The sequence below is a fragment of the Salinicoccus sp. Marseille-QA3875 genome, assembly GCF_054950095.1.
This window is the reverse complement of the sequence record NZ_CM143103.1, coordinates 1,806,674-1,829,944: the sequence shown is the minus strand read 5'-3', so window position 1 is coordinate 1,829,944 and position 23,271 is coordinate 1,806,674. Positions and strand designations below refer to the sequence as shown.

Here is a 23,271-nt window from a genome sequence, read left to right as displayed (position 1 = left end):
TAACTTTACATATCGTTTCTTACGGTATAATATAGTTTTTGTAAACCAAAATATATTATTTGTTATTTTATTTTATTGAAAGAGGTGAATGTATGAAAAGGGCGGAATCTCTCGGCAGAAATCTAAGATATCATTTGGATAGAAATCCGTATTCTCAAACAGAACTGGCAGAAAAACTTGGCGTGAGCAGGATGACAATAAATAATTACTTAAATGGCAAAAGCGAAATTCCTCTTGAAAAAATTTATATGATTGCTGAAATTTTAAATATAATGCCGGAGCACATTGATTTCAGCTTGGATAAGGAAGAACGGACAAGACGGATTTTCAGAACGATGAAATATTTCAATGAGGAGCAAAAACAGCATGTTTTTAGATTGTTGAAAAAAACGGATTTTGACATCGATGAAGAAGTCCGGAATCACAGTTTAGACTGGGATGATTTCCATACTGCCAAAAATCTGAAATATTATATGCGGGTCTTTGGATATAATCAGATGAAATTATCGAATTTGCTTGAATTGAATCCGAATAAGATGGGAAATATACTGCGGGCAAAAATCTCGCTCGGTTTAAAGGAAATTAAGATAGCTTCAAAAATATTCGAAGTAGCACCGAGTGACATTGATATGAATCTTTACGATGATCCGAGACTGATGCAGGTCTATCTCTACTCGCTTTCAATCGATCACGAAGCATTGATCGACTTGGAAGGGATTGTCCTGAACATTTATCATTCATACATATTAGAAGAAGGATGGGATAACTATGAAGAGTAATCTGACTTCACAGATTGATAAGGAGCTAGCTTCCATACAGAACAGCAGGTATAAAATTGAAAGAATCAACAAATTGAATATGAACATTGCGAATCAAGTCAATTCATTCATGGCAAAAACATTGATTTCATATACACTTCTGGGCATGTCGTTACTGCTTGTATTGTTCTATATCCAAAGCTATATTCTTCCCCACCCCGGGATTGTCGTAGAAATATCCTTAGCATTTGTATTGCTCCCGGTCTTCTCTATAGCTGTCTCTGTCATTTCTTTAGTCGGCAAGGATAATTGGGAACACAAAAAATTCATTTTCGGATTCATCCCGACATTTTCTAAAAAGAAAAAAAGATTTCTGGAGAATGATGCGGAAGTTTTAAAGGATATAAAAATTTTAAAAGAACTGACTGCAAAGCCTGATGTGAAGAAGCTGACAGCCGCAACAGAAAGAAGGGCTGAAAACCGTAAGAAAAATGCTGTCGGAAGGCCAGCTCCCACCCGGACTTATCATGAGGAAGTCCATATCCCTCCGGCATATAGAACTGAAAAAGCACTGATAAAAATTAGAGGCTATTTAACAAACCGCAGAGCAGATAATCTGAAAGAAGCAATCAATCTGTATGAGCAAGAAGAAAACTTTAGAAAAAAAGAAAAGGCGCTTGAAAATCAGAAACAGGAAATTGAAGATTTGAAGCTGACCATAGAAGCGATGAACAGGGACGAAATAAGGAAGTCTAAAGAGTTGAAGCTCCAAAAGGCCCAGTATGAACATAAACTCCGTAAAAGCATCGACGATTTAAAGTACTATAAATAATTATAAGGATGGACAACGATGAAAAAACATTTTTTGAGCACTTTATTAATGATATTATTTTTAGCGGCTTGCGGAAATGATAATGCAAAAGAAGTTGCAGATGTTGGTAATTCTGAAAATGTGGCGAAAGAATATAAAGAGGAAGCCGGTACGGAGGGAGAATCAGAAACTGGAGTATATGAAGATGACTCGATGGAAAATACTGATTCAAATGATGCCGAAGAGCAAGACTCCGAAGATGTGACTTCTGATGAAACTTACTCTGACAGTACTGAAGAAGAAATTGAAGAAGATAGTGTTGGAGAGAAAGTGCTGGCCTCTGATGTGGCACATCTTTCCGATCAGGAGAAAACTGCACTGATCATGATGGATGAAAGAAGTTCTGATTATACTTTCTCTGCTGATGAACTGATTAATCAAAGATTTGAACTGATTGCGCCGGGCGTACCTGAAAACAGTCAGACTGCGATTTTCGATCTTGTGCTACAGGATTACGGTATCGCCGACGGCATTTCAGGCCTTCCTGAAGGCATGGTCATCTACAACATTACACCAAGCTACGGCAATTTCGCTTCGTTAATAGGATTCAATGATGAGACGGCTGTCATCTATGGTTCACAATATAATGTACAGACATACGACGAGATTTTATCAGACGGCATTGAACTTGATCTGGAAGAACTCTATAACCGTCACGGGAACAATTCAAATTTTCAGCAGGTGGCTGACAAGATAAGCATTACAAATGAAATCGCCACCTACCAGCCTGTAACATCTGAGACTGCCGCAAAAATTTGGGCATTTGCTAAAAGTGAATCCACTGAAGGTATAGAATCACTTCATTTAGATATACACATTGATCCGGTGAACCCGTATCAACCTGAGGCAACAGTATCATACCCACCGCAGACCTTTGTCATATCATCATCACCGACTGCAGGCGGTGGCATAGTAGTGTTCACCATGAACGCAGACGGTTCTTTCAGAATTTATGATGCACCAACACGCTTCTCGAACCAAAGATGGACGAACGACCCGAAGTTTTCAAAAGAAGAATCAGCCAACATACTGAATTCGTCCGAAGTCTATCATGTTGATGATTTGGAACATCTGTATACCCGTGATATTTTAAATGTAATGGTTGAATAAACAAAACCTCTGCCCTGAATTTTCAGAGCAGAGGTTTTCGTCATTTTTAATGAGCTATCCTTAAAATGCCCCTGGATTTCAACACCCGTGCAAACATTACCGTCAGCGTGCCCACGATCAGGTCTTTGATGACAAAAGGTATTACTGTGACCATCAACGCTTCAGTTATACCCACCGGTGTTCCGATGAGTGTATTCATGATAAGCACAAAATATAATGCACCGAATATGAATGTCACTAATATCGCCAGATATGTATAGATGATCGACTGATACAGAGGCTGGTCCTCTTTGACTCCGATTCCTGCGATGTATGCAGCAGGTATGAAACCGAGAACGAAACCAAAACTTGGTGAGATGAATGCGCCGATACCGCCGCTTCCTGCAAAGACCGGCACGCCGATCAGGCCGACCAGCAGATATACCGTCGTCGATAACGCGCCCAGTCTGGAACCTAAAATAAGTGCTGTAAGTAAAACCATCGGCATCTGCAGAGTAAATGGTACAGGCCCGATCGGTACACGGATTTGTGCGCCGATTGCAATCAGTGCTGCGAACAGTGCAACGAAAATTAAGTGTTTTGTCTTCATTATGAAACCCCCTCGATGTTTTTTATATCATAGCATGAAAAAGCCCTATTGTTAACCTATAATTTAAAAGGGTTAACAATAGGGTCCGTATTTTAAAAATTAATCCTGCATTTTGTTCATCGTGACGTAAATGGATGTATTTTCTTTACCATTTTCAAAACCGATCATTTCGTCTGCTTCCAGATGAATGACATCATCTTCAATCACTTTAATTTTCTCGTCATCAATTGTAAATTCTCCGTGCCCGCTTAAGACATGGAGATACAGTTCTTTTCCGGGGTGGCTGTGTGACTTCATCGTCTGGCCAGGGGTGAAATTCAGCGTAAACATCGAACTGTTCCTGCTTTTGAAAATATCGTTTTTCGTGAAGCGTTCTTCACTGAATTCAAGTGCAGATGCGATAGATTTCTTTTCCATGGTCATCTCTCCCTTAAAATTATTTTACTTGAGTGAGCGGTGACTTGCCTTCCAGTACGTTCGTTATATTATCCACGCACAGCTGAACCATGTTATCACGTGTCGCAACCGATGCACTTCCGATATGCGGAAGCAGTGTCATATTGTCCATGCCGATGAACGGATGGTCTTTTGAAATCGGTTCGCCGTCGAAGACATCAAGTGCCGCTGCAGCGATTTCACCTGTCTCCACCGCTTCTTTCAAGTCCGCTTCAACAACATGCCCGCCGCGGCCGATATTTATAAAGTGTGCTTCTGACTTCATTTTGGCGAAAGCTGATTTATCGAATTTATATTTTGTTTCATCTGTCAGAGGAGCCGCACATAATACAAAATCCGACTGTTCGAGCAGCTCGTCAAATGAAACGAGCTCTGCGTTCAGATCAGCCGCATACTTTGACTCACTGCGGTTATGATAGATTATTTTACAGTCGAACCCTTTCAGGCGGCGTGCAAATGCTGCACCGATCGAGCCCATGCCGAATACACCGATCGTTTTACCGAACACATCAGTGCCTGCCATATGGTACGGACTCCAGCCTGTCCAGTCACCCGCTTCCAGTTCACGGTTCGCTTCGATGACACGTCGTGCAGATGTCAGCATCAATGTAAATGCCAGTTCTGCCGTCGTCTCCGTCAGTACTTCCGGTGTATTCGTGATGGTGACGTCATTTTTTTCTGCTGTTTCAAGATCGATATTGTCATACCCCACCGCAAGATTTGAAATGACTTTCAAGTTTTGTGCGGTTTCAAACATCTCTTTATCGACTTTTTCGCTCAGCATGGTAAGTGCCGCATCTGCGTCCTTTATTTCTTCTAAAAATTTTTCTCTCGGCAGCGGATCATTCGCACTGTCCCACATGAAAACTTCAAATTTTTCTTTCAATTGTTTTAAATGTTCTTCTTTGATCTGTCTTGTAACAACCACTTTTTTCGTCATATTAAACGCCCCATTCAGATAGATTATTTATAGTATGTGTCGGCGGGATGTCTTTTTTTAGCACATCCCCGGTCCGGCTTACGCCCGTATTGACATGAATCGTATCCACACCGCCATTGATGCCTGTCAAAATATCCGTATCATAATTGTCACCGATCAGTGCCACTTCATCTTTTGCCAGACCCAGCTGTTTCAGGGCACCGTCCAAAATGAATCCGCTCGGCTTGCCGATGGTGACCGGCTTGACACCTGTCGTCTCGACAAGCACCTGCTGGATGGCACCATTTCCGGGAACGATGCCTTTTTCAGTGGGGAACCGCTTATCCGGGTTCGTTGCGATGAACGTTGCGCCTCCGCCGATGAGCAATGCTGCATGGCTCAGTTTTTCATAGTTCACTTCCAGGTCGAGACCCATGATTACAAGATCAGCCTCCCCTTCCGTCATTTCGATGCCCGCATCCAGCAGAATTCCTTTCAGGGAAGGGGTGCCGATGACATACGCCTTCTTGCCCTGATGATGCTCCCTGACATAGGCCGCCGTTGCCATTGAAGAAGTGTACATGTTCCGGGCTGTCGTTTCTACACCCATGTCCAGCACTTTCTGCACTGCTTCTTCCTGTGATTTCGTAGCGTTGTTCGTCAGGAAGACATAAGGGATATTCTTCGCTGTCAATTTCCCGACAAAGTCTCTTGCTGTTTCAATCAGTTCAGTCCCCCTGTACAAAGTGCCGTCGAGGTCTATCAGATATCCTTTATAATTCATTTTATTCACCTTTAAAGGCAGTCACAGACTGACCATCATTTTCTACAAAAGCATAAATCCTCGCTTTATAATTTTCATAAGCAGCGATGTGTTTATTAAAATCTTCTTTCATGCTTTTGCGATCGAGTTTCGTGTATTCACGATTGAGTTTATTTCTCCATTCGAATGTTGCCTTAAAATCATCTTCATCCGCTTCAGTCAGTGCACCTTCAGTTTTTAAAATGAACATTACATCCAAATATGTGCCCGGGTCTCTTAAAATGAAAGCGTCGATAATCATATTGCCGACATCCACAGTGGACTCGATGAGCATATGACAAATACGCTCCAGTGCAAATCCTTCAGCATTTTTAAATTCTTTCGTGAGTGATTCGATATAATCGAGCCGCTCATCCAGTAATCGTCGATCTACAAAATACAAAGCCTACACTCCTCTACATTCTTTGTGGTCATGATAATATTATGATAGCATAATTTTGACAGTACAGTAGAAGCGGAGGAACAATGATGCTCGACTTTTTCTTATATGATGAAACTGAAGACAACCACTCGAGATACGTTGGATTTGTAGGCGATCATGGAAGATATGACCTCGTCATCATCCAGACAGGCAGATTTTTCGGCAAAGCCCTCGTGTTGAATACCCAGAGCAACCGGTTCGGCATAATCGGTTCAGACGATTTGGAAGAAGAAGGCTACATCGCCCACATTCTGGAGCTCGAACCCGAACAGGGAGACGAAGTCGTCGAATTTTTAAGCGACATCATCGTCACAGACTTCGGAGATATGGAGTAAATTTAAGCTGCGCTTCCCTGGATTGGGAGTGCGGCTTTTTTGTTCGTTTGCCGTTTAGATGCTGCTGAATCTTTGACTGACTAAACGTTTGAAGACGGTTGGCGTTTAGATAGGCATGAAAAATGCCGTAACTAAACGCGAATCCTCGTTTGCCGTTTAGATGCAGCTGAAGCTTTGGCTAACTAAACGTTTGAAGGCGGTTGGCGTTTAGATAGGCGTGAAAAACGGTATAACTAAACGCGAATCCTCGTTTGCCGTTTAGATGCTGCTGAAGCTTTGACTGACTAAACGTTTGAAGGCGGTTGGCGTTTAGATAGGCGTGAAAAACGGTATAACTAAACGCGAATCCTCGTTTGCCGTTTAGATGCAGCTGAAGCTTTGGCTAACTAAACGTTTGAAGGCGGTTGGCGTTTAGATAGGCGTGAAAAACGGTATAACTAAACGCGAATCCTCGTTTGCCGTTTAGATGCTGCTGAAGCTTTGACTGACTAAACGTTTGAAGGCGGTTGGCGTTTAGATAGGCGTGAAAAACGGTATAACTAAACGCTAATATTAAAACTCACTCTCTTCACAACGAACATCTGCTCATCACCGCAGCTGGGCAGATGCTGACAAATTATAAGCAACATAAAAAGAGAGCCGTGTCACGGCTCTCTCTTCCTCTAACATGACTATCTATCCCTCTGGAAGGAAGCGAATGTTTTATTTTGTGGTGTTTCATTTTTATTCTTACCTTTTTCGGTCTTCTGATTTTTCTCTGTCCGGCTGTCTGATTTCTTTCCGTCAGACGCCGGCGCGCTTTCATCAAGAGTATCCTTGTCCGATTCAGGCTTTGGGGTCTCCGCGTCACGGGCAACCTCTTTCGTAAGCCCCGAAGCCGGTGTCTCCTGCGCATCAGCAACGTCTTCTTCCTGCGGCTTTTCATCCGGTTCTTCAGCGACAAGACCTTTTTCTTTCATCTCTGCTTTGGTCACTTTACGCAGCACAAAGTATGCGCAGCCGAAGTTGCAGTATTCGTTCAGATAGTCTTCGATGGCGCTGTACTTTTTATCGCGCTCTACTTTTTTCTTATTATCCCTGAAAAATCCAGCGAGTCTTAATTTCTCATAACCGATATCACCGACGATATAATCATATTTGTTTAAAACCTCGCTGTATTTTCCCATGAACTGCTCTTCATCAAAAGCATCACGATAATTTTCCATCAGTTCAAAATTCATATGATCAATCGTAATCATGGTCAACGCCCACCTCTCAATAATTCTTCGCACATATGCATTTATTTTATACTATCACAAATTTTGACCACTGAGTATTTCTGTATAATAAAAACCCCTTCATCAGAAGAGGTTCATTTATTATTGTGCTGGTTTTTCAATCGGTTTGTAAATCGCCTTTGACACGAAGACTACGACTGCGAGCAGTATGAATATGATCAGCAGTGACAGCCAGACGCTGGATGTGAATCCGAGTACGATATAGCCGACCAAAGCGATTGATGCTGACAGCACCGCATACGGAAGCTGTGTCATGACGTGTGTAATGTGGTTGCTTCCCGCCCCTGTCGATGACAGGATGGTCGAGTCGGAAATCGGTGAACAGTGGTCTCCGAATACCGCCCCTGCAAGTACTGCCGCAACAGCCGGCAGCAGCAGGTCAGTTTCGCCGAGTGAAATCATGATTTCACCCGTCACCGGGATTAAAATTCCGAATGAACCCCAGCTCGTACCTGTCGCAAGCGCCATGATACAGGCCACGACAAACACGACGCCAAGCAATAGACTCACCGGTAGATTGGAGTTTTCAACCATCGCACCGAGCACATCGCCCGTGCCGAGCTGGCTGATCAGGTTACCAATCATCCACGCAAGTGTCAAAACCAACATTGCCGGGAACATCGCTTTAAATCCGCTCTTTACGCCGAGCCAGATTTTGTCCGAACCAAAGTCATCATTCGTTTTGGTGTATCTGAAATAATAAAACAGACTTAAAATCAGACCGACGATGCCGCCTGCAATCAGACTGTGTGTAACCATCGTGTTCTCAAGCACGGAATACAGATTCCATGAACCCGCTTCAAGTCCGCCTGTGATGAACATCATGATGATGACTGTCACCGCAAGTCCGATCATCGGTACTAAAAGTGCCTGTGCCGAACTGTTATTTACAGACGGCAGATCCTCGTCCGTATCTCCTGGAACTTCCCTCATCTGGTCGACAAGCACGCCGTCAACGATCGCTTTTCTTTCCTGTTCGCGCATCGGTCCGATGTCGAAACGGGTCAGTATGACGATGAACATCATGATCAAAGCAGTAATGACGTAGAAGTTCATTGGAATCATATACAGAAATGCCTGGAACGGTGAAATGGATGTCAAACCTGCTGCAAGCAGTAACGGTGCAACAAGTCCCATGATTCCGGCACCCCAGCTTGAAATCGGCGCAATTACCGAGACCGGTGAAGCGGTCGTATCCACATAATATGCGAGCTTTGCCCGGGAAATATTATATTTATCCGTAAGCGGTCTTGCTACCTGGCCTGTGATCAATGCACTGAAATAATCATCTATGAAAATGATGATACCTAAAAACCCTGTTGCAAGTCCGGCACTTCTTCTTGTTTTGAATTTATTCAGTGCCCAGCTTGTGAATGCTTTCGCACCGCCTGACATATTCATGAACGCAGTCATGATGCCGAGCATCGTCAGGAAGATCAGAATGAATGCTTCCCATGTATTGATGCTGCCGTCAGCGATGAAAATGCCGATGAATGCTTCCCACAGCAGAGTGATTGTTTCCATAATGCTGCCGCCGGCTACAACAAAGGCGGAAGTGATGATGCCCGCACCCAGACTGATACCGACTTTACGCGTCAGAACGACGAGTATAAGTGTCAACAGCGGGGGTATGAGCGGCATATATTCCCATGATAAAAAACTTTCCATATGTATTTCCTCCTAAAAAATTAAAAAAAGTCACGTGACATTATGATTAGCCGCGTGACAAAATATATATTCGTGTAGCGCATCATAATGACAGTACCGGGTCTATTCAAACCGGTCCCAGGAAGTTTTCCGCCAAAAACGCCCTTCGGCAATCATTCCTTTCCAAATGACTCGGACGCATGCCTGCTCGTCATCTGTACTGATAATAATCGCAACCTCTACTTTTTATATTCAATTAACATTAATATTATAGCATAACTGCAGATTTCAGCAACTATAGATCTTCATTGTACAGTTTTACGATGTCCCTTAAAAATTCAGGCATCATATATATCTTCTTCGCTGATTTGAACTGCGGAAATATTCTGCCGAATGTATACATGTCAAGTGTGCCGAGAGTATAGGTCTGATGTTCCTTTACCGGCTCCTCGCCGATGTAATACTCACGTTTCGATTCCACATAGCCGATATTGTCGGTGATGAAAGTGCCGAAGATATCGCCTCTGAAACCCATCCCCCTGACGACGTCGTCACGGAATTCATGACGCATCGACTGGTTGAAAATCTCTTTCAGCTCTCTGCCTGTCAATTTGATCTTTACCACGTTGATCGGATGGGGCAGTACTTTATGCAGTTCGTATTCAGACAGTGTGCCGCCTTCAAAACTTTTGGCGATCAGCCCGGTATGGATGATGCTCGCATCTGCTTCCGTAAAGTCTCTGATCATATACGCCAGACGGCTGATGAAACGGCTTGTATGGTACAGATGCCTTGGAACAGGCGGTGTATCCCACTTGATGACGTTCTCTCTCATCAAATCTCGGCCGTATTCATAATAAGGATCGTCCACATGCGCAAGCAGATCCGTATCGATCAGGCGCGCCTTTTTATTAATCAGTTTTTTCCCTTCGAAAGTCAAAGTGATTTCACCGATATAATCTCCGAAACGGCCCGCCGCACCGATCAGCACCGGACCGACTTTTTCGCCGTAATCAAAATGATGGTGGGTATGGGCGCCGAGTATGACATCTATTTCAGGGAAGCGGTTCGCCAGTGTTTCATCATCATACTTGCCGAGATGGCTCATCAGCACAAGGCAGTCCACCTGCCCTCTCAGCTGGTCCACACATCTTTCCACCCATTCGAACGCGTCGGACACATTCCATCCGAGTGCTTTATAAAAAGGGGTGAACTCAACTGTAATGCCGATAAAACCGAACTTGATGCCGTTTACTTCTTTTATCGTATACGGCTTGAAATATGGTTCGTCTGAACCCGCTTCAAGCAGATTTGCACAGACGACATCAAAATCAGCTTCATCATATAAAGTTTTAAGATCATTGATTTCAAGCGTGATGCCTTCATTGTTGCCAAGTGTCGCCACATCACATCCGGCCTGGTTCAACAGATTTATGTTGCCTTTGCCGAGAGTCGCTTCTGTATAAGGATGTGAGCGGTCTACATGGTCACCAAGGTCTAGATAGACCATCTTCTCACGATATCTTTTCTTCTGATGCGTCAAGTAGTTCTTTATTTTTAAATAGTTATATAGATGACTGTGGATATCGTTGGTATGAAAGAGTTTGATTTCCATGCTGTCACTCTCCTAAAGAAAAGATTCAATGATCATATATAGACCGAGCAGTAAAAGTACCGTCCTGAGGGCAATGATCACAGTGTCGGAATTGAATTTCTGGTTGAGGTACACCCCTATTTTAGCACCGACAAATGCAGAAGGCACCAGAAATGCCGCATGCCAGAAATTCACGTTATTCTGGAGCAGGTGCCCTGTCCCGGATGCCAGAGCGCCGAAAAAGACGATCAGCATGCTTGTCCCGATGGCAATCGATGCCGGCATGCGGAACAGCATCAGCATCATCGGTGTCATAATTGCGCCGCCCCCGATGCCGAACAGCCCCGCCGTCAGACCGGCGATAAAGCTGGCAATAACTGCGATATAAGGAGGAAAACCGTAGTGATACACGTTCCCCATATGATCGACATGGGGTCTGACGTAGCGTTCATCCTGAAAAATATTCATCGGTTTGATCCTGTCCCTGACTATTAAGAGGATACTTAAAAATATCAGGAATATACCAAAATAGAGTTTGAAACTTTCCGTTGTAAATACATCACTTAAGTATGAGCCGGCGAGAGCCCCGGGAATGATGCCGAAGAGGAATAAAGTTCCATTCTTCCGGTCAAGCTGGTTGCTGCGCCCGTAGGACATCATTGCTGTCAGTCCGACGAATATCAGTACGACACTCGAAGTACCGACAGCGGACTGGGGTGTGACATTTGAAATGATGTCGTTATCTATACCGAAAAAGACAAGGAGCGGAACGATGATGACGCCACCGCCGATACCGACAAGTGAACCGACAGCAGCTGCAAATAGGCCGATCAATATCAATATTAGATACTCCATATGCACTACCCCTTAAAATAATTTCATTTGTTTTGGTGACAGACCTGTGTATTTGATGTCCATCATTTCAATAAAATTCTGTGCATTGCCTGCCGCATGTCTTCCAGAGTTATTATTAAAAACAATAAAAATATCTTTGGTTTTATGTTTGAGAATTTCCACCTGCCGTTTCAGCCATTCAAGTTCTTCCTTATTATAATCATAAAGGTAGCGGACATTCCGCCACTCTTCTGAGGTCAGATCTTTCTGGGTCCAGCCATGGACATTACGGCCGTGCAGCCTTATGAAAGCTGTATTGTCCGTCACACGGTTTACGAAAGGGATGCTTCCGATGCCCGCCTGCGGTTCATCACATATGCTGTGAATGATATCATTGTTGTACAAAAACGAAAGTGTCTCCTCTTTATATTCACTTTTGAACCATGTCTGGTTTCTGAATTCCACAGACACTTTATAAGGCTCCAGCATCGTCTTCGCAAATTTTACATAGCGTATATTTTCGCTTGTACAGTCAAACCATGGCGGAAACTGTAATAATACGAAACCGAGTTTGTTTTGTTTTGCCATTGGGTGTAACATATCTTTGAATGCTTTAAACACTTCTTTGATTGATGTGTAATCCGTTCTGTAATCACTGTGGCCCGTCATATATTGATGCGCTTTTACAATGAATTTAAAATCATCCGGCGTTTCTTTGCACCATTTGTCTATCGTTGATGTCCTTTGAATTGCATAATATGTGGCATCCAGTTCAACAATAGGGAAAACACTTGAATATGTAGTTAATTTATCTTTTTTATTAGTCAGGTGGGTGTAAAGATCCTCATGGTCTCCCCAGCCTGTCAAACCGATATATATCATTAAATCACCTTACTATTATTTTACCATATATTCATAGGAGGAAACTTATAATGGACATTTTAGAATTTAGGAATGTCAGCCATAATGACATTCTGCATAATATATCCGGCACGCTGAGAGAGAGTAAAATCACCACATTCGTCGGACCGAGCGGTGCCGGCAAAACGACATGCCTGAAAATGATCAACGGCCTGCTTTCCTCGGATACGGGCGAAGTTTTATTCAGAGGGAAAAACATTTTTGATTATGACATTACGAAACTCAGAAAGAGTATAAGCATGGCATTCCAAAGTTCTCCGATGATTGACGGTACGGTCTATGATAATCTGAACCTGCCCAGTGATATCCATGGCGAGACACTTGACCGCGGACGTGCAGCAAGTCTGCTCGGCCTTGTCGACCTGGATGAATCATTTCTCGACCGCCGGGTAAGGGATATATCCGGCGGCGAAAGAAGCCGTGTGTCTCTTGCACGGACATGCGTCCATGAACCCGAAGTGCTGCTGCTGGATGAAATAACGGCCAGCCTGGACTATGTTCTGGTGAGGGAAATCGAGAGACTTGTACAACGCATGCAGTCCGAAATGGACATCACGATCATCTGGGTGACGCATGACCTCGAGCAGGCTAAAAGAGTGAGCCATGATATGTGGTTCCTCCGCGACGGGGAACTGCTCGAACAGGGACCGGCGGAGTTCATCGAAAAATCGGAGAATCCTGAGATACAGGCGTTTGTCAGGGGGGAGAAGTAATGTCTTTTGCACAGCTTGCCCTATCCCTTATATTTGTCGCCATTCCGCTTGCCCTCGCGTTGTATTTGAAACTCGGTCTTGAAAAGGACATCATCATCGCGACTGTAAGGTCGATCATCCAGCTGCTGATCGTCGGATACATACTGACATTCGTCTTTGAAAGTGATTCTGTGATATTCATCATTTTAATGATCCTTCTGATGATCGCAGCAGCGAGCCAGAACGTTGTTAAAAAAGGGTCCGGCATCCCGGGCATTACGCTCATCATCATATTTACACTCATCATCGTCGAAGCCGTGACAATGGGCATACTGCTCGGTTTCAGCATCATCCCGGCAGAACCCGAGCAGATCATACCGATCAGCGGCATGGTCATCGGCAACTGTATGGTCCTGTCACTGCTCTTTTTGAATAAGCTCAAAGATGAGCTGAACTACAGTGAAGAAGTGATCGAACTGATACTGTCTCTCGGCGGTGAACCGAAAGATGCCATTTCGAGAAGTCTGAAGTCTTCGATCAGAACGAGCATGATACCGACGATCGAAGCTCAGAAAACGATGGGACTCGTCCAGCTCCCGGGCATGATGAGCGGACTGATCATCGGTGGAGCCGACCCTTTCGAAGCGGTCATGTATCAGCTATTGATCCTGTTCCTCATCTTGACGACAGCCGCAATGGCATCCGTCATGGTCGGGTACTTATCCTATCCGAAACTATTTAATGAAAGACTCCAGTACGTCGGACTCACACAATCAGAACAGTAGGTGCTTTTATATGAATAAAAAATTCTTATTTATCAGTTTTATGAGCTTGACGATGGTGTTTTTGGCGGGCTGCTCCGGAGATGATCCAGAGTGGGAGACAGACATCGAATTCGAAGTACTCGATCGCTCACAGGCAGTCGCCGGTGAAGGATTTCAAAACGGCGCCGAACTCATTCATGATGAGGACATGCTGAAAACATCAGCAGAAGCGAGCGGCGTCGATATCGATCCGGAAGATATTAATTTTGAAGAAGAGCTCCTATTCGAAGTATCAATCACAGAAAATGGCTGCGGCTTCAGCCTCGTATCCATCGAAGACGATGACGGACTGCTGAAATTCATGTTCGAGCTCACACCCGTCGCAGCAGGCGAAGCCCACCCGGACGATATCGTCTGTACTGAAGTCGCAAACCCGGCTGTATTTTATGTGAAAACAGAGCAGACGGACTTCCATAACCTCGATGTTTACGGGTCGGAGATGAAGTATGAGTAGAAAGAGTAAAGTAAAGTGCTATTTCAGTCACTGAGAGTTGTGAGTGACTGGATAAAGTAAGTTGTCGGTCACTGGGTACTGTGAGTGACTCGATAAAGTAAGTTGTCGGTCACTGGGAACTGTGAGTGACTGGATAAAGTAAGTTGCCGGTCACTGAGAGTTGTGAGTGACTCGATAAAGTAAATTGTCGGTCACTGGGTACTGTGAGTGACTCGATAAAGTAAGTTGTCGGTCACTGGGTACTGTGAGTGACTCGATAAAGTAAATTGTCGGTCACTGGGAACTGTGAGTGACTCGATAAAGTAAGTTGTCGATCATTGGGAACTGTGAGTGACCGGATAAAGTGTAGAGTGCCACTTTATCATCGGCCACTGCAAAAACTTTATCATTTGAGCTCAAAAATTGTCCGGAAAGTTCTACAATGAGTGTTGGCAATCATCAAATCAAAAAGTCACCCGTACTCACATCATAAAGTGAGGGGGGTGACTTTTTATTTTTATAAAGCTGTCTTGATATTTTTCTTCATATCCTGATAGATCGACTGCCACAGGTCTTCATTACCTGCAAATGTGTCAGAGAGTTCTTTAACTTTGACTTTGAACATTTCATCGTAATCCGGTGCGCCTTTTTCAGGCATATCTTTCAGGACCTCTTTTTGAATTTCGGTCGTTTCCGGAGCTCTCGGTCCCCATTTTGCGACTTCGTTACCTTCTTCATCTATGAAAACGAAAATTGGGATCACTCGCTTGCCGTCTGTTTCATATGCGTCCATCAGCTCAGTGTGTGTATCTCTCAAACTGACTCTTGTCTCCAAATTAGTCTTTTCAGCAAGGTTTTTGAATATCGGCAGGTTCATCATACAGTGACCACACCATGGTTCTGCTATAATGACTGCTCTCAAATTGCTGTTATCCAGCTGATTAAAAAATTCTTCATCATTGGGAAGTGTAAATTTATCGTAAATCAGATTGTAATTTTCTTTATGATCTGTCAGACCTTCCTCATACTCTCCGTAAGTGATGCCACGCTCAAACCATTCATTTAAATTCACAGTAATTCCTCCTAAATCACTCTTATTACTTTAATTTTACCATAATCATTTTAAATTCTTAGTTATCTGCCCTCAGTTTCTTCAGGCAATACTGATATTGCCTCCTCAATTTTTTTCAGCCAGTTTTTACGGCGGTTGACGACGAACTGGAATACTTCACCCTCTTTTGTTGTCACTCTCAGACCGTTTGGAATGGGAATCTTACCAAGCATATTATTCACGATTTCCACTGATTTGACATCCTCCAGCATGATGATGCTTTCATCCCTTGTCGCCTGCATTAAGCCCGGCTGATGGAGCAGGCGTGTTGCGGTCAGGAACAACTGTCCTTTCACGGAATGGATGCCATACCAGTAATTAGCCGTACCTTTTTTTATGATATTCTCAGCCAAAATAAACGTCCTCTCATTATTAAATATATAGTCGGTATTATAACATACTTGAGTTAGCAGAATCTGACATATATTCACTGTATTTAACTAAAAGATTACACCGAAATTACAATTCAATTTCATCATGTTAATATTGCAAAAATTAAAAGTTCACTGTGTTAGGGTGGAAATGTAACAAATTTGTGAAAGGGGACATAATTTTTGAAATATTCATTCAGGAAACTTTCAAGCCTTGTTATAGGTTTATCACTTTTATTTGCCGTAGCATTTACATACGGCAATAAAGCAGAAGCAGATGAATCATCCGATTCTGTATATTACGGATTACATCCTGATGTAAAAGAGAAAGCTGAACTCGTGAAACAGATCGCAGCAAATCAGGGTATACTGATCAGATATACTGACGGCTACCGCTCTTTTGACAGTCAGGATGCTCTTTTTGAACAGGGACGCACTGCACCGGGTCCTATCGTTACCAACGCACGCAGCGGACAATCCTACCATAACTTCGGTCTGGCAATCGACTTCGTGCTCACTGATGCATACGGTAATGCACAGTGGGGTCTGGAGCGCGATGCCAACGGTAATGGCGTAGCGGACTGGGAAGACGTCGGTAACATTGCGAAAAGCGTCGGCTTTACATGGGGTGGCGACTGGGAAGAATTTGTCGATTACCCACACCTTCAATTGGATTATGGAATGTCACTCGCCGACGTGCAGCATTGGCATAATCAGGGTTATTACCAATTTGCCGATTAACATTATAAGATAAAATGAAATATGAATGATAAACACCCCGAAAGTCGGACTGCAGCTCCAACTTTCGGGGTGTTTTTATATTTGTTAAGTTTGTTCTCCCTTTTGTGATATTACGGGCAAGCCAAAAGCCTTATCAACTGGTATAATGTATAGTGGACATTTCCAATATCGGCCATGCCGAATATATTTTTTGTGAGGGAATATTTTTGAATAACGAACAACTATCATCTCAACATAAAACTGAGGCAGAAAACACTTCCGGCATAACCGGTTTTCTGCTGAATATAAAAAATCTTTTAAAAGGCAAAGTACTCATCGCGAATGTGCTTCCTGTCTTTACAGCATTTTGGCTTGCCATCTATTTCACAGGCGCATCTTTTACGGATCATCTGGCAACATTCACACTGACCATGGCCGGCAGTACGCTCGTCATCTCCGGTGCCTTGATGTTGAACAACTGGTACGAAGCCGACCTCGATAAGAAAATGGTCCGCACCCGGAACCGTCCTACTGTGACCGGAGCATTTTCGTTGCGTTCGGTGCTCTGGTCCGGCATCATCACAACAATCATTGGAATGGGCATTATGATGCTGACCACTTTCGAAGCGGCCATCTATTCTTTTCTCGGCTGGTTCTTCTATGTGGTCCTCTATACATTCTGGTCTAAACGAAGGTACACTCTTAACACTATCATCGGCAGTATATCCGGTGCTTTCACACCGCTGATCGGCTGGTCGGCCATTGCACCGGCGAGCCATATCATACCGATTACTCTGTTCTATCTGCTGTTCATATGGCAAATACCGCATACACTTGCGATTGCCATTAAAAGACTTGATGATTACACACGTGCAGGTGTCGCCATGCTGCCGGTCGTCGCTGGTGTCAGTGCGAGTGTAAGACAAATACTCATCTACATCATCGCACTCCTGCCCGTCCCGTTTCTGCTCCTCGATTCCATAGGCGCAATTTTCTTTGTCATCACTCTCATCCTCACCGCAGGCTGGATCGTCCTCGGTGTTACCGGCCTGAGGACTGAAGACATTGAGAAATGGGCTCAGCTGAATCTCCGTTACTCATTAATCTATCTGATCGTCATACTCATCTCTATGATTATATTGACTTCACCGGTCATTGCCGTCTGATGAATAAAGACCTCCTTACCCGCTCATTCGCAGTAAGGAGGATTTTATTCATAAAAATATCATACATAACTTATTTTCTGCATATAAAAAGAGGCTGTCATTTAAGACACAGCCTCTTTTAAATTTATCTTTTAACCGATTGAACCTTCCATTTCGAATGAAATCAGACGGTTCATTTCTACCGCATATTCCATTGGAAGTTCTTTTGTGAATGGCTCGATGAAGCCCATGACGATCATTTCGACCGCTTCGAGTTCACCAATCCCACGGCTCATCAAGTAGAATAACTGCTCTTCTGACACTTTTGAAACTTTCGCTTCGTGTTCCAGTGAAATGTTATCATTTAAGATTTCATTATACGGAATCGTATCCGAAGTGGATTCGTTATCCATGATCATAGTGTCACACTCGATGTTCGCTCTGGCATTTTCAGCTTTTCTGCCGAAGTGGACCTGTCCACGGTAAGAAACTTTACCGCCGCCTTTAGCGATGGATTTCGAAACAATTGTTGAAGATGTGTTCGGTGCAAGGTGGATCATCTTCGCACCTGCATCCTGCAACTGTCCTTTACCTGCTAAAGCGATTGACAATGTCATACCGCGTGCACCTTCACCTTTAAGGAAGATTGAAGGGTATTTCATGGTGATCTTAGAACCCAGGTTGCCGTCGACCCATTCCATAGTACCGTTGTCATCAACGAAAGTACGTTTTGTAACCAGGTTGTAAACGTTGTTTGCCCAGTTCTGGATTGTCGTGTAACGGCAGTAAGCATCTTTTTTAACAATAATTTCAACAACTGCCGAGTGCAGTGAGTTCGTTGTATAAACAGGTGCTGTACAACCTTCAACGTAGTGGACGCTTGAACCTTCGTCACAAATGATCAGCGTACGCTCGAACTGACCCATGTTTTCGGAGTTGATACGGAAATAAGCCTGCAAAGGTGAATCGACAGATACTCCCGGCGGACAATAGATGAATGATCCACCGGACCATACAGCTGAGTTCAATGCCGAGAATTTGTTATCTGTCGCCGGCACTACAGTTCCAAAGTACTCTCTGAACAGATCTTCGTTTTCACGAAGTGCAGAATCCGTATCTTTGAATATTACGCCTTTTTCTGCAAGATCCTGCTCCATATTGTGGTAGACCACTTCTGATTCATACTGCGCAGAAACACCTGCAAGATACTTCTGTTCCGCTTCCGGAATACCGAGTTTATCAAAAGTCAATTTGATTTCTTCCGGCACTTCATCCCATGAACGTTCTGTCTGTTCTGATGGTTTAACGTAATAAGTGATCTCATCAAAGTTCAACTCTGATAGATCTCCACCCCACATAGGCATCGGTCTGTCATAGAAATGCTGCAATGATTTCAGACGGTAATCCAGCATCCACTGCGGCTCTTCTTTCATTTTTGAAATTTCTTTTACAATTTCCGGTGTCAAACCGCGGTCTGAACGGAAAATTGAAACGTCTTCATCATGGAAACCATATTTATAATCTTCTATTTCAGGTACATTTTTAGCCATGACTAACACTCCTTCTAAATATTACTGTCCGGATTCTTTAACGCCTTTTTCTAGTGCTTTCCAAGTTAACGTCGCACATTTTATACGTGCAGGGAATTGGCTGACCCCGGACAATGCTTCTATATCCCCATCTTCTTCTGATATATCGTAGTCTTCGCCAAGCATCATCTTGCTGAATTCTTCACTCATCTCAAGTGCATGTTTTATGGACTTCCCTTTGATGGCTTCAGTCATCATGGAAGCACTTGCGAGTGAGATGGAACAACCTTCACCATCGAATTTGGCATCTTGGACGATTTCATCCTGAACGTCTAATGTTAAACGAATCGCATCTCCACATGTCGGGTTGTTCATATCTACAGTCATTGTACCATCGTCTATAACACCTTTGTTTCTTGGTGTTTTGTAATGGTCCATGATGACTGTACGATAGAGCTGGTTCAAATTGTTAAAATTCATGTGTGAAAAACTCCTTCGTACGTTTCAGTGAATCGATGAAAAAGTCAATTTCATCTTTAGTGTTGTATAAATAAAAACTCGCTCTGGCTGTGGACGACACGCCCAAAAACTTCATCAGCGGCTGGGCACAATGATGCCCTGCCCTGACTGCGATACCATCTGAGTCCAGCGCCGTTGCCAAGTCATGTGGATGTACACCGTCTAAATTAAATGTGATCAGTCCGGCACGTTCTTCTTTTGGACCGTAAATTTCTATGCCTTCGATTTCAGACATTTTGTCATAGGCATATTTAACCAGCTCTTGTTCATAGCGAAGAATCTCATCAGCACCGACATCATCTATATAATCAATCGCTGCGGATAATCCGATTGCCTCGGCAATCATCGGTGTTCCCGCTTCAAATTTAACCGGTACATCGGTCCAAGTAGATTCTCTTAAATCTACGAAGTCAATCATATCTCCACCATATTCGATAGGTTCCATATTATCAAGCAATTCAGCTTTGCCGTAAAGCACGCCGATACCTGTCGGACCCAACATCTTATGGCCGCTGAACGCATAGAAATCCACGTCCAGATCCTGTACATCTACGCTCATGTGCGGCACTGACTGTGCGCCGTCTACGATGATGAAGGCATCATGCTTATGAGCGATTTCTGCGATACTTTTAATATCATTGATCGTACCGAGTACATTGGAGACATGTGTAACTGCGACAATTTTCGTTTTGTCTGTCATTACCGCTTCGACATTTTCTAACTTAATCGTTCCATCTTCTTCAAGTGGAATGAAAACAAGTTTGGCATTTTTGCGCTTTGCAAGTTCCTGCCAAGGTACAATATTCGCGTGGTGCTCCATTTCAGTGACGACGATTTCGTCGCCTTCTGAAATGTTTGCATCGCCAAAGCTTCGGGCAACCAGGTTGATTGCAGCTGTTGTGCCGCGTGTAAAGACGATTTCTTCATAACGCTGTGCGTTGATGAAGCCTCTGACTTTCATGCGTGCCTGCTCATAGCCGTCCGTCGCTTTAGTTCCCAGTGTGTGGACACCTCTGTGAACGTTCGAATTGTACTCATTGTAATATTCACTCATCGCGTCAACCACCTGGACAGGTGATTGGCTCGTCGCAGAAGTATCCAGGTAAATCAAAGGGTTACCATGAACTTTTTGATTAAGGATTGGAAAATCTTTGCGGATAGTATTTATATCCATATGGGAAAAACCCCTTTAACGCTTATTTCGATAAGACTTTCATCTCTATGATTTCTGTAAGCTGCTTCTTGACCGATTCGATTGGCAGCGCCTTTACTACAGGATCCAGGAAACCGTGAATGACAAGCCTCTCAGCTTCTTCCCGGGAAATGCCGCGGCTCATCAGATAGAACAACTGAAGTGGATCCACACGCCCGACTGAAGCTGCGTGGCCTGCAGTAACGTCATCTTCATCAATGAGAAGGATCGGGTTTGCATCTCCGCGCGCACGTTCGCTCAGCATGAGGATACGTGATTCCTGCTGTGCATCACTGCGTGTCGCACCATGTTTGATGTAACCGATACCGTTGAAGATGCTTGTCGCTCTGTCTTTCATGACGCCATGCTTCAGAATATGCCCATTGGAATCCTGGCCGTAATGGATGATCTGTGTCGTCACGTTTTGATTCTGCTCACCGCGTCCGACTGTGACCGTCTTCATATCTGAATTCGAACGGTCGCCCATCAGGTAAGTCGTATTGTCATTGATGACGTTCGAATCGTTCATCAGGCCGAGTGCCCAGTCGATTCGTGCGTCCTTGCCTACAATACCTCGGCGGTTGATGTAGCCTGTCATGCCTTCTGCAAGCACATCCACTGCACCGTATGTGATTTTAGCATTATCCAGTGCAAGCACTTCTGAAACGATGTTGATCTGTTCACTTGTGTTTTCCACGTTGGATAAATAGTTTTCTACATACGTCATTTCTGAACCTTGATCGGCAACGATCAATACATGATTGACGATGGATGCTTTTTCATCATCATGAAGTAAGACCATCTGTACAGGGTCTTCAATAAGCACGTCTTTAGGCACATAGACGAACAATCCGCCATTCAGCATCGCAGTGTGGAAAGCTGTGAGTTTATTCTCATCAACTTTGACACCATCTTCCATGAAATATTTTTTAACTAATTCAGGGTGATTGTGTGTCGCTTCGACAATGTTCTCTATGATCACACCTTTATCCTGTAATTTCTCATCGATTTGAAGGTAAGCAGGCGTGTTGTTGTGCTGTACATAAATATTTTTAGTGTTATCGATATCAAGAAGTTCTTTCACCGTTTCAGGCAGTTCTTCAAGACTGTTGTAAACACTGCTGTCAACAACAGGCTCGGACATTGTGAAGAAATCCCATCTTTTGATGTTCGTCTTGTCCGGTTTAGGCATGTCGATGTTTTCTATCAGTTCCAGTGCTTCTTTCTTTTTATTGATTAAAAAGTCTGATTCGCCGCGCTCTGTTGCACGCTGAATGACTTCGTCCGCATTTATAATAAAATCATTAGATACAGTAGCCATTATGATCCTCCTGTCTTAATTAACGTCAGATTCTACAGTTACGTCATCAATACCTAATTCTTCTTTAATCCAGTCATAACCTTCCGCTTCCAGGCGTTCAGCTAATTCTTTGCCTCCGGATTTAACAATTCTACCTCTCATCATAACGTGTACATGGTCAGGTGAGATGTAGTTAAGAAGTCTTTGGTAGTGAGTGATGATCAATGAACCGAATTGTTCACCGCGCAGTTTGTTGATACCTTTGGAAACAACTTTCAGTGCATCGATATCAAGACCTGAGTCAATTTCGTCCAGAATACCGAACTTAGGTTCCAGCATCATAAGCTGTAAGATTTCGTTTCTCTTCTTCTCACCGCCGGAAAATCCTTCGTTCAGGTAACGTGTAGCCATATCCTGATCGATTTCAAGGTATTCCATGTTTTTATCTAATTTCTTAATGAATTGCATTAAGTTGATTTCGTCGCCTTCTTCACGCTGAGCATTGATTGCTGAACGCAGGAAATCTGAAGTCGTTACGCCTGAGATTTCTGATGGATACTGCATCCCGAGGAAAAGACCAGCCTGTGCGCGTTCGTCCACTTCCATTTCCAATACATCTTCACCATCAAGAATTACTTCACCTTTTGTCACTTCGTAACGAGGGTGACCCATAATCGCTTGTGCCAAAGTGGATTTACCAGTACCGTTTGGTCCCATCACCGCGTGAACTTCGCCTTGCTTAAGTGTCAGGTCGACACCTTTTAAAATTTCTTTACCGTCTATTTCGACATGTAAGTTTTTGATTTCTAGAACAGAAGTCATTTACTTATCCTCCAATTAGAAAATATTATTTCCATACTCCACTAGTTTATAATAATTC

General features: G+C 43.5%; 26 protein-coding genes and 1 riboswitch. Of the genes, 9 read left to right on the top strand and 17 right to left on the bottom strand.

Translation table 11 applies throughout. The features are described 5' to 3' along the window. Positions 1-92 precede the first annotated feature (92 nt). The 3 genes from ACY8DT_RS09500 to ACY8DT_RS09490 are packed head-to-tail and all read left to right on the top strand — an operon-like array spanning position 93 to position 2,739. Positions 93-779: a helix-turn-helix domain-containing protein gene (locus tag ACY8DT_RS09500; protein ID WP_462420066.1), complete on the top strand. Its 687-nt coding sequence runs from the start codon at positions 93-95 to the stop codon at positions 777-779. Further along, complete coding sequence (locus tag ACY8DT_RS09495; protein WP_462420065.1) at positions 769-1,590, top strand: hypothetical protein; 822 nt, start codon at positions 769-771, stop codon at positions 1,588-1,590. Before ACY8DT_RS09500 ends, ACY8DT_RS09495 begins: the two co-directional genes overlap by 11 nt. 18 nt (positions 1,591-1,608) lie before the next feature. After that, a complete protein-coding gene (locus tag ACY8DT_RS09490; protein WP_462420064.1) occupies positions 1,609-2,739 on the top strand; it encodes a YdeJ family lipoprotein in 1,131 nt (376 codons plus the stop codon). Between the two features lie 46 nt (positions 2,740-2,785). On the opposite strand, the gene ACY8DT_RS09485 is transcribed toward ACY8DT_RS09490, so the two are convergent. The 5 genes from ACY8DT_RS09485 to ACY8DT_RS09465 all read right to left on the bottom strand — a co-directional run bounded on the left by ACY8DT_RS09485 (position 2,786) and on the right by ACY8DT_RS09465 (position 5,908). Beyond that, positions 2,786-3,328 (bottom strand): biotin transporter BioY, encoded by a 543-nt coding sequence (locus ACY8DT_RS09485; protein WP_462420063.1) that lies wholly within the window; start codon positions 3,326-3,328, stop codon positions 2,786-2,788. Between the two features lie 99 nt (positions 3,329-3,427). Further along, a complete protein-coding gene (locus ACY8DT_RS09480; protein ID WP_462420062.1) occupies positions 3,428-3,745 on the bottom strand; it encodes a cupin domain-containing protein in 318 nt (105 codons plus the stop codon). A 19-nt stretch (positions 3,746-3,764) separates the two neighbouring features. Then, positions 3,765-4,724 carry a 2-hydroxyacid dehydrogenase gene (locus ACY8DT_RS09475; protein WP_462420061.1) on the bottom strand — a complete coding sequence of 320 codons (960 nt, stop codon included), beginning with the start codon at positions 4,722-4,724 and terminating at the stop codon, positions 3,765-3,767. A gap of 1 nt (position 4,725) precedes the next feature. Beyond that, positions 4,726-5,487 carry a TIGR01457 family HAD-type hydrolase gene (locus ACY8DT_RS09470; RefSeq protein WP_462420060.1) on the bottom strand — a complete coding sequence of 254 codons (762 nt, stop codon included), beginning with the start codon at positions 5,485-5,487 and terminating at the stop codon, positions 4,726-4,728. 1 nt (position 5,488) lies between these two features. After that, positions 5,489-5,908 carry a DUF86 domain-containing protein gene (locus tag ACY8DT_RS09465; protein ID WP_462420059.1) on the bottom strand — a complete coding sequence of 140 codons (420 nt, stop codon included), beginning with the start codon at positions 5,906-5,908 and terminating at the stop codon, positions 5,489-5,491. 86 nt (positions 5,909-5,994) lie between these two features. Between ACY8DT_RS09465 and ACY8DT_RS09460 the strand changes: the two genes are divergently transcribed. Then, positions 5,995-6,282 carry a DUF3055 domain-containing protein gene (locus tag ACY8DT_RS09460; protein WP_462420058.1) on the top strand — a complete coding sequence of 96 codons (288 nt, stop codon included), beginning with the start codon at positions 5,995-5,997 and terminating at the stop codon, positions 6,280-6,282. A gap of 671 nt (positions 6,283-6,953) precedes the next feature. On the opposite strand, the gene ACY8DT_RS09455 is transcribed toward ACY8DT_RS09460, so the two are convergent. The 5 genes from ACY8DT_RS09455 to ACY8DT_RS09435 all read right to left on the bottom strand — a co-directional run bounded on the left by ACY8DT_RS09455 (position 6,954) and on the right by ACY8DT_RS09435 (position 12,516). After that, positions 6,954-7,520: a YutD family protein gene (locus ACY8DT_RS09455; RefSeq protein ID WP_462420057.1), complete on the bottom strand. Its 567-nt coding sequence runs from the start codon at positions 7,518-7,520 to the stop codon at positions 6,954-6,956. Positions 7,521-7,640: 120 nt separating this feature from the next. Next, the gene (locus ACY8DT_RS09450; protein WP_462420056.1) at positions 7,641-9,227 is read right to left on the bottom strand and encodes a Na+/H+ antiporter NhaC family protein; all 1,587 of its coding nucleotides are present in this window, start codon (positions 9,225-9,227) and stop codon (positions 7,641-7,643) included. Positions 9,228-9,294: 67 nt separating this feature from the next. Next, a riboswitch (Lysine riboswitch) is annotated at positions 9,295-9,456 on the bottom strand. A gap of 45 nt (positions 9,457-9,501) precedes the next feature. After that, complete coding sequence (locus ACY8DT_RS09445; RefSeq protein ID WP_462420055.1) at positions 9,502-10,821, bottom strand: bifunctional metallophosphatase/5'-nucleotidase; 1,320 nt, start codon at positions 10,819-10,821, stop codon at positions 9,502-9,504. 12 nt (positions 10,822-10,833) lie between these two features. Continuing rightward, positions 10,834-11,655 (bottom strand): sulfite exporter TauE/SafE family protein, encoded by an 822-nt coding sequence (locus ACY8DT_RS09440; protein WP_462420054.1) that lies wholly within the window; start codon positions 11,653-11,655, stop codon positions 10,834-10,836. A 12-nt stretch (positions 11,656-11,667) separates the two neighbouring features. After that, the gene (locus tag ACY8DT_RS09435) at positions 11,668-12,516 is read right to left on the bottom strand and encodes a DUF72 domain-containing protein (RefSeq protein ID WP_462420053.1); all 849 of its coding nucleotides are present in this window, start codon (positions 12,514-12,516) and stop codon (positions 11,668-11,670) included. Between the two features lie 50 nt (positions 12,517-12,566). Between ACY8DT_RS09435 and ACY8DT_RS09430 the strand changes: the two genes are divergently transcribed. The 3 genes from ACY8DT_RS09430 to ACY8DT_RS09420 are packed head-to-tail and all read left to right on the top strand — an operon-like array spanning position 12,567 to position 14,525. Further along, a complete protein-coding gene (locus ACY8DT_RS09430) occupies positions 12,567-13,268 on the top strand; it encodes an ABC transporter ATP-binding protein (RefSeq protein ID WP_462420052.1) in 702 nt (233 codons plus the stop codon). Next, positions 13,268-14,032, top strand: coding sequence for an ABC transporter permease (locus ACY8DT_RS09425; protein WP_462420051.1), 765 nt, complete (start codon positions 13,268-13,270; stop codon positions 14,030-14,032). The genes ACY8DT_RS09430 and ACY8DT_RS09425 overlap by 1 nt, the downstream gene beginning before the upstream one ends. A 10-nt stretch (positions 14,033-14,042) precedes the next feature. Next, a complete protein-coding gene (locus tag ACY8DT_RS09420) occupies positions 14,043-14,525 on the top strand; it encodes a hypothetical protein (protein ID WP_462420050.1) in 483 nt (160 codons plus the stop codon). Positions 14,526-15,021: 496 nt separating this feature from the next. Here ACY8DT_RS09420 and ACY8DT_RS09415 read toward each other — a convergent pair whose 3' ends face one another. Further along, on the bottom strand, positions 15,022-15,576 hold the full coding sequence (locus ACY8DT_RS09415; RefSeq protein WP_462420049.1) for a thioredoxin family protein: 555 nt from the start codon (positions 15,574-15,576) through the stop codon (positions 15,022-15,024). A gap of 62 nt (positions 15,577-15,638) precedes the next feature. Beyond that, a complete protein-coding gene (locus ACY8DT_RS09410) occupies positions 15,639-15,968 on the bottom strand; it encodes a PH domain-containing protein (RefSeq protein WP_462420048.1) in 330 nt (109 codons plus the stop codon). A gap of 201 nt (positions 15,969-16,169) precedes the next feature. Between ACY8DT_RS09410 and ACY8DT_RS09405 the strand changes: the two genes are divergently transcribed. Next, positions 16,170-16,727 (top strand): M15 family metallopeptidase, encoded by a 558-nt coding sequence (locus ACY8DT_RS09405; protein WP_462420047.1) that lies wholly within the window; start codon positions 16,170-16,172, stop codon positions 16,725-16,727. A gap of 206 nt (positions 16,728-16,933) precedes the next feature. Further along, positions 16,934-17,872 (top strand): heme o synthase, encoded by a 939-nt coding sequence (gene cyoE, locus ACY8DT_RS09400; RefSeq protein WP_462420046.1) that lies wholly within the window; start codon positions 16,934-16,936, stop codon positions 17,870-17,872. Between the two features lie 131 nt (positions 17,873-18,003). On the opposite strand, the gene sufB is transcribed toward cyoE, so the two are convergent. From sufB to sufC, 5 genes are read right to left on the bottom strand one after another with little or no spacing between them, the layout of a single operon-like run. Next, positions 18,004-19,401, bottom strand: a complete 1,398-nt coding sequence (gene sufB / locus ACY8DT_RS09395; RefSeq protein WP_462420045.1) for a Fe-S cluster assembly protein SufB — start codon at positions 19,399-19,401, stop codon at positions 18,004-18,006. 21 nt (positions 19,402-19,422) lie between these two features. Beyond that, positions 19,423-19,860, bottom strand: a complete 438-nt coding sequence (gene sufU / locus ACY8DT_RS09390; RefSeq protein WP_462420044.1) for a Fe-S cluster assembly sulfur transfer protein SufU — start codon at positions 19,858-19,860, stop codon at positions 19,423-19,425. Beyond that, a complete protein-coding gene (locus ACY8DT_RS09385; RefSeq protein ID WP_462420043.1) occupies positions 19,850-21,073 on the bottom strand; it encodes a cysteine desulfurase in 1,224 nt (407 codons plus the stop codon). Before ACY8DT_RS09385 ends, sufU begins: the two co-directional genes overlap by 11 nt. Before the next feature lie 22 nt (positions 21,074-21,095). Then, a complete protein-coding gene (sufD, locus tag ACY8DT_RS09380; protein ID WP_462420042.1) occupies positions 21,096-22,412 on the bottom strand; it encodes a Fe-S cluster assembly protein SufD in 1,317 nt (438 codons plus the stop codon). A gap of 15 nt (positions 22,413-22,427) precedes the next feature. Further along, positions 22,428-23,213, bottom strand: coding sequence for a Fe-S cluster assembly ATPase SufC (gene sufC / locus ACY8DT_RS09375; RefSeq protein ID WP_462420041.1), 786 nt, complete (start codon positions 23,211-23,213; stop codon positions 22,428-22,430). Between the last annotated feature and the right edge of the window lie 58 nt (positions 23,214-23,271).

Excerpts from the sequence above, each read along its gene's own strand:
- ACY8DT_RS09500 (WP_462420066.1), top strand. The coding sequence starts at position 93 with ATGAAAAGGGCGGAATCTCTCGGCAGAAATCTAAGATATCATTTGGAT.
- ACY8DT_RS09495 (WP_462420065.1), top strand. The coding sequence starts at position 769 with ATGAAGAGTAATCTGACTTCACAGATTGATAAGGAGCTAGCTTCCATA.
- ACY8DT_RS09490 (WP_462420064.1), top strand. The coding sequence starts at position 1,609 with ATGAAAAAACATTTTTTGAGCACTTTATTAATGATATTATTTTTAGCG.
- ACY8DT_RS09485 (WP_462420063.1), bottom strand. The coding sequence starts at position 3,328 with ATGAAGACAAAACACTTAATTTTCGTTGCACTGTTCGCAGCACTGATT.
- ACY8DT_RS09480 (WP_462420062.1), bottom strand. The coding sequence starts at position 3,745 with ATGGAAAAGAAATCTATCGCATCTGCACTTGAATTCAGTGAAGAACGC.
- ACY8DT_RS09475 (WP_462420061.1), bottom strand. The coding sequence starts at position 4,724 with ATGACGAAAAAAGTGGTTGTTACAAGACAGATCAAAGAAGAACATTTA.
- ACY8DT_RS09470 (WP_462420060.1), bottom strand. The coding sequence starts at position 5,487 with ATGAATTATAAAGGATATCTGATAGACCTCGACGGCACTTTGTACAGG.
- ACY8DT_RS09460 (WP_462420058.1), top strand. The coding sequence starts at position 5,995 with ATGCTCGACTTTTTCTTATATGATGAAACTGAAGACAACCACTCGAGA.
- ACY8DT_RS09455 (WP_462420057.1), bottom strand. The coding sequence starts at position 7,520 with ATGATTACGATTGATCATATGAATTTTGAACTGATGGAAAATTATCGT.
- ACY8DT_RS09450 (WP_462420056.1), bottom strand. The coding sequence starts at position 9,227 with ATGGAAAGTTTTTTATCATGGGAATATATGCCGCTCATACCCCCGCTG.
- ACY8DT_RS09445 (WP_462420055.1), bottom strand. The coding sequence starts at position 10,821 with ATGGAAATCAAACTCTTTCATACCAACGATATCCACAGTCATCTATAT.
- ACY8DT_RS09440 (WP_462420054.1), bottom strand. The coding sequence starts at position 11,655 with ATGGAGTATCTAATATTGATATTGATCGGCCTATTTGCAGCTGCTGTC.
- ACY8DT_RS09435 (WP_462420053.1), bottom strand. The coding sequence starts at position 12,516 with ATGATATATATCGGTTTGACAGGCTGGGGAGACCATGAGGATCTTTAC.
- ACY8DT_RS09430 (WP_462420052.1), top strand. The coding sequence starts at position 12,567 with ATGGACATTTTAGAATTTAGGAATGTCAGCCATAATGACATTCTGCAT.
- ACY8DT_RS09425 (WP_462420051.1), top strand. The coding sequence starts at position 13,268 with ATGTCTTTTGCACAGCTTGCCCTATCCCTTATATTTGTCGCCATTCCG.
- ACY8DT_RS09420 (WP_462420050.1), top strand. The coding sequence starts at position 14,043 with ATGAATAAAAAATTCTTATTTATCAGTTTTATGAGCTTGACGATGGTG.
- sufB (WP_462420045.1), bottom strand. The coding sequence starts at position 19,401 with ATGGCTAAAAATGTACCTGAAATAGAAGATTATAAATATGGTTTCCAT.
- sufU (WP_462420044.1), bottom strand. The coding sequence starts at position 19,860 with ATGAATTTTAACAATTTGAACCAGCTCTATCGTACAGTCATCATGGAC.
- ACY8DT_RS09385 (WP_462420043.1), bottom strand. The coding sequence starts at position 21,073 with ATGGATATAAATACTATCCGCAAAGATTTTCCAATCCTTAATCAAAAA.
- sufD (WP_462420042.1), bottom strand. The coding sequence starts at position 22,412 with ATGGCTACTGTATCTAATGATTTTATTATAAATGCGGACGAAGTCATT.
- sufC (WP_462420041.1), bottom strand. The coding sequence starts at position 23,213 with ATGACTTCTGTTCTAGAAATCAAAAACTTACATGTCGAAATAGACGGT.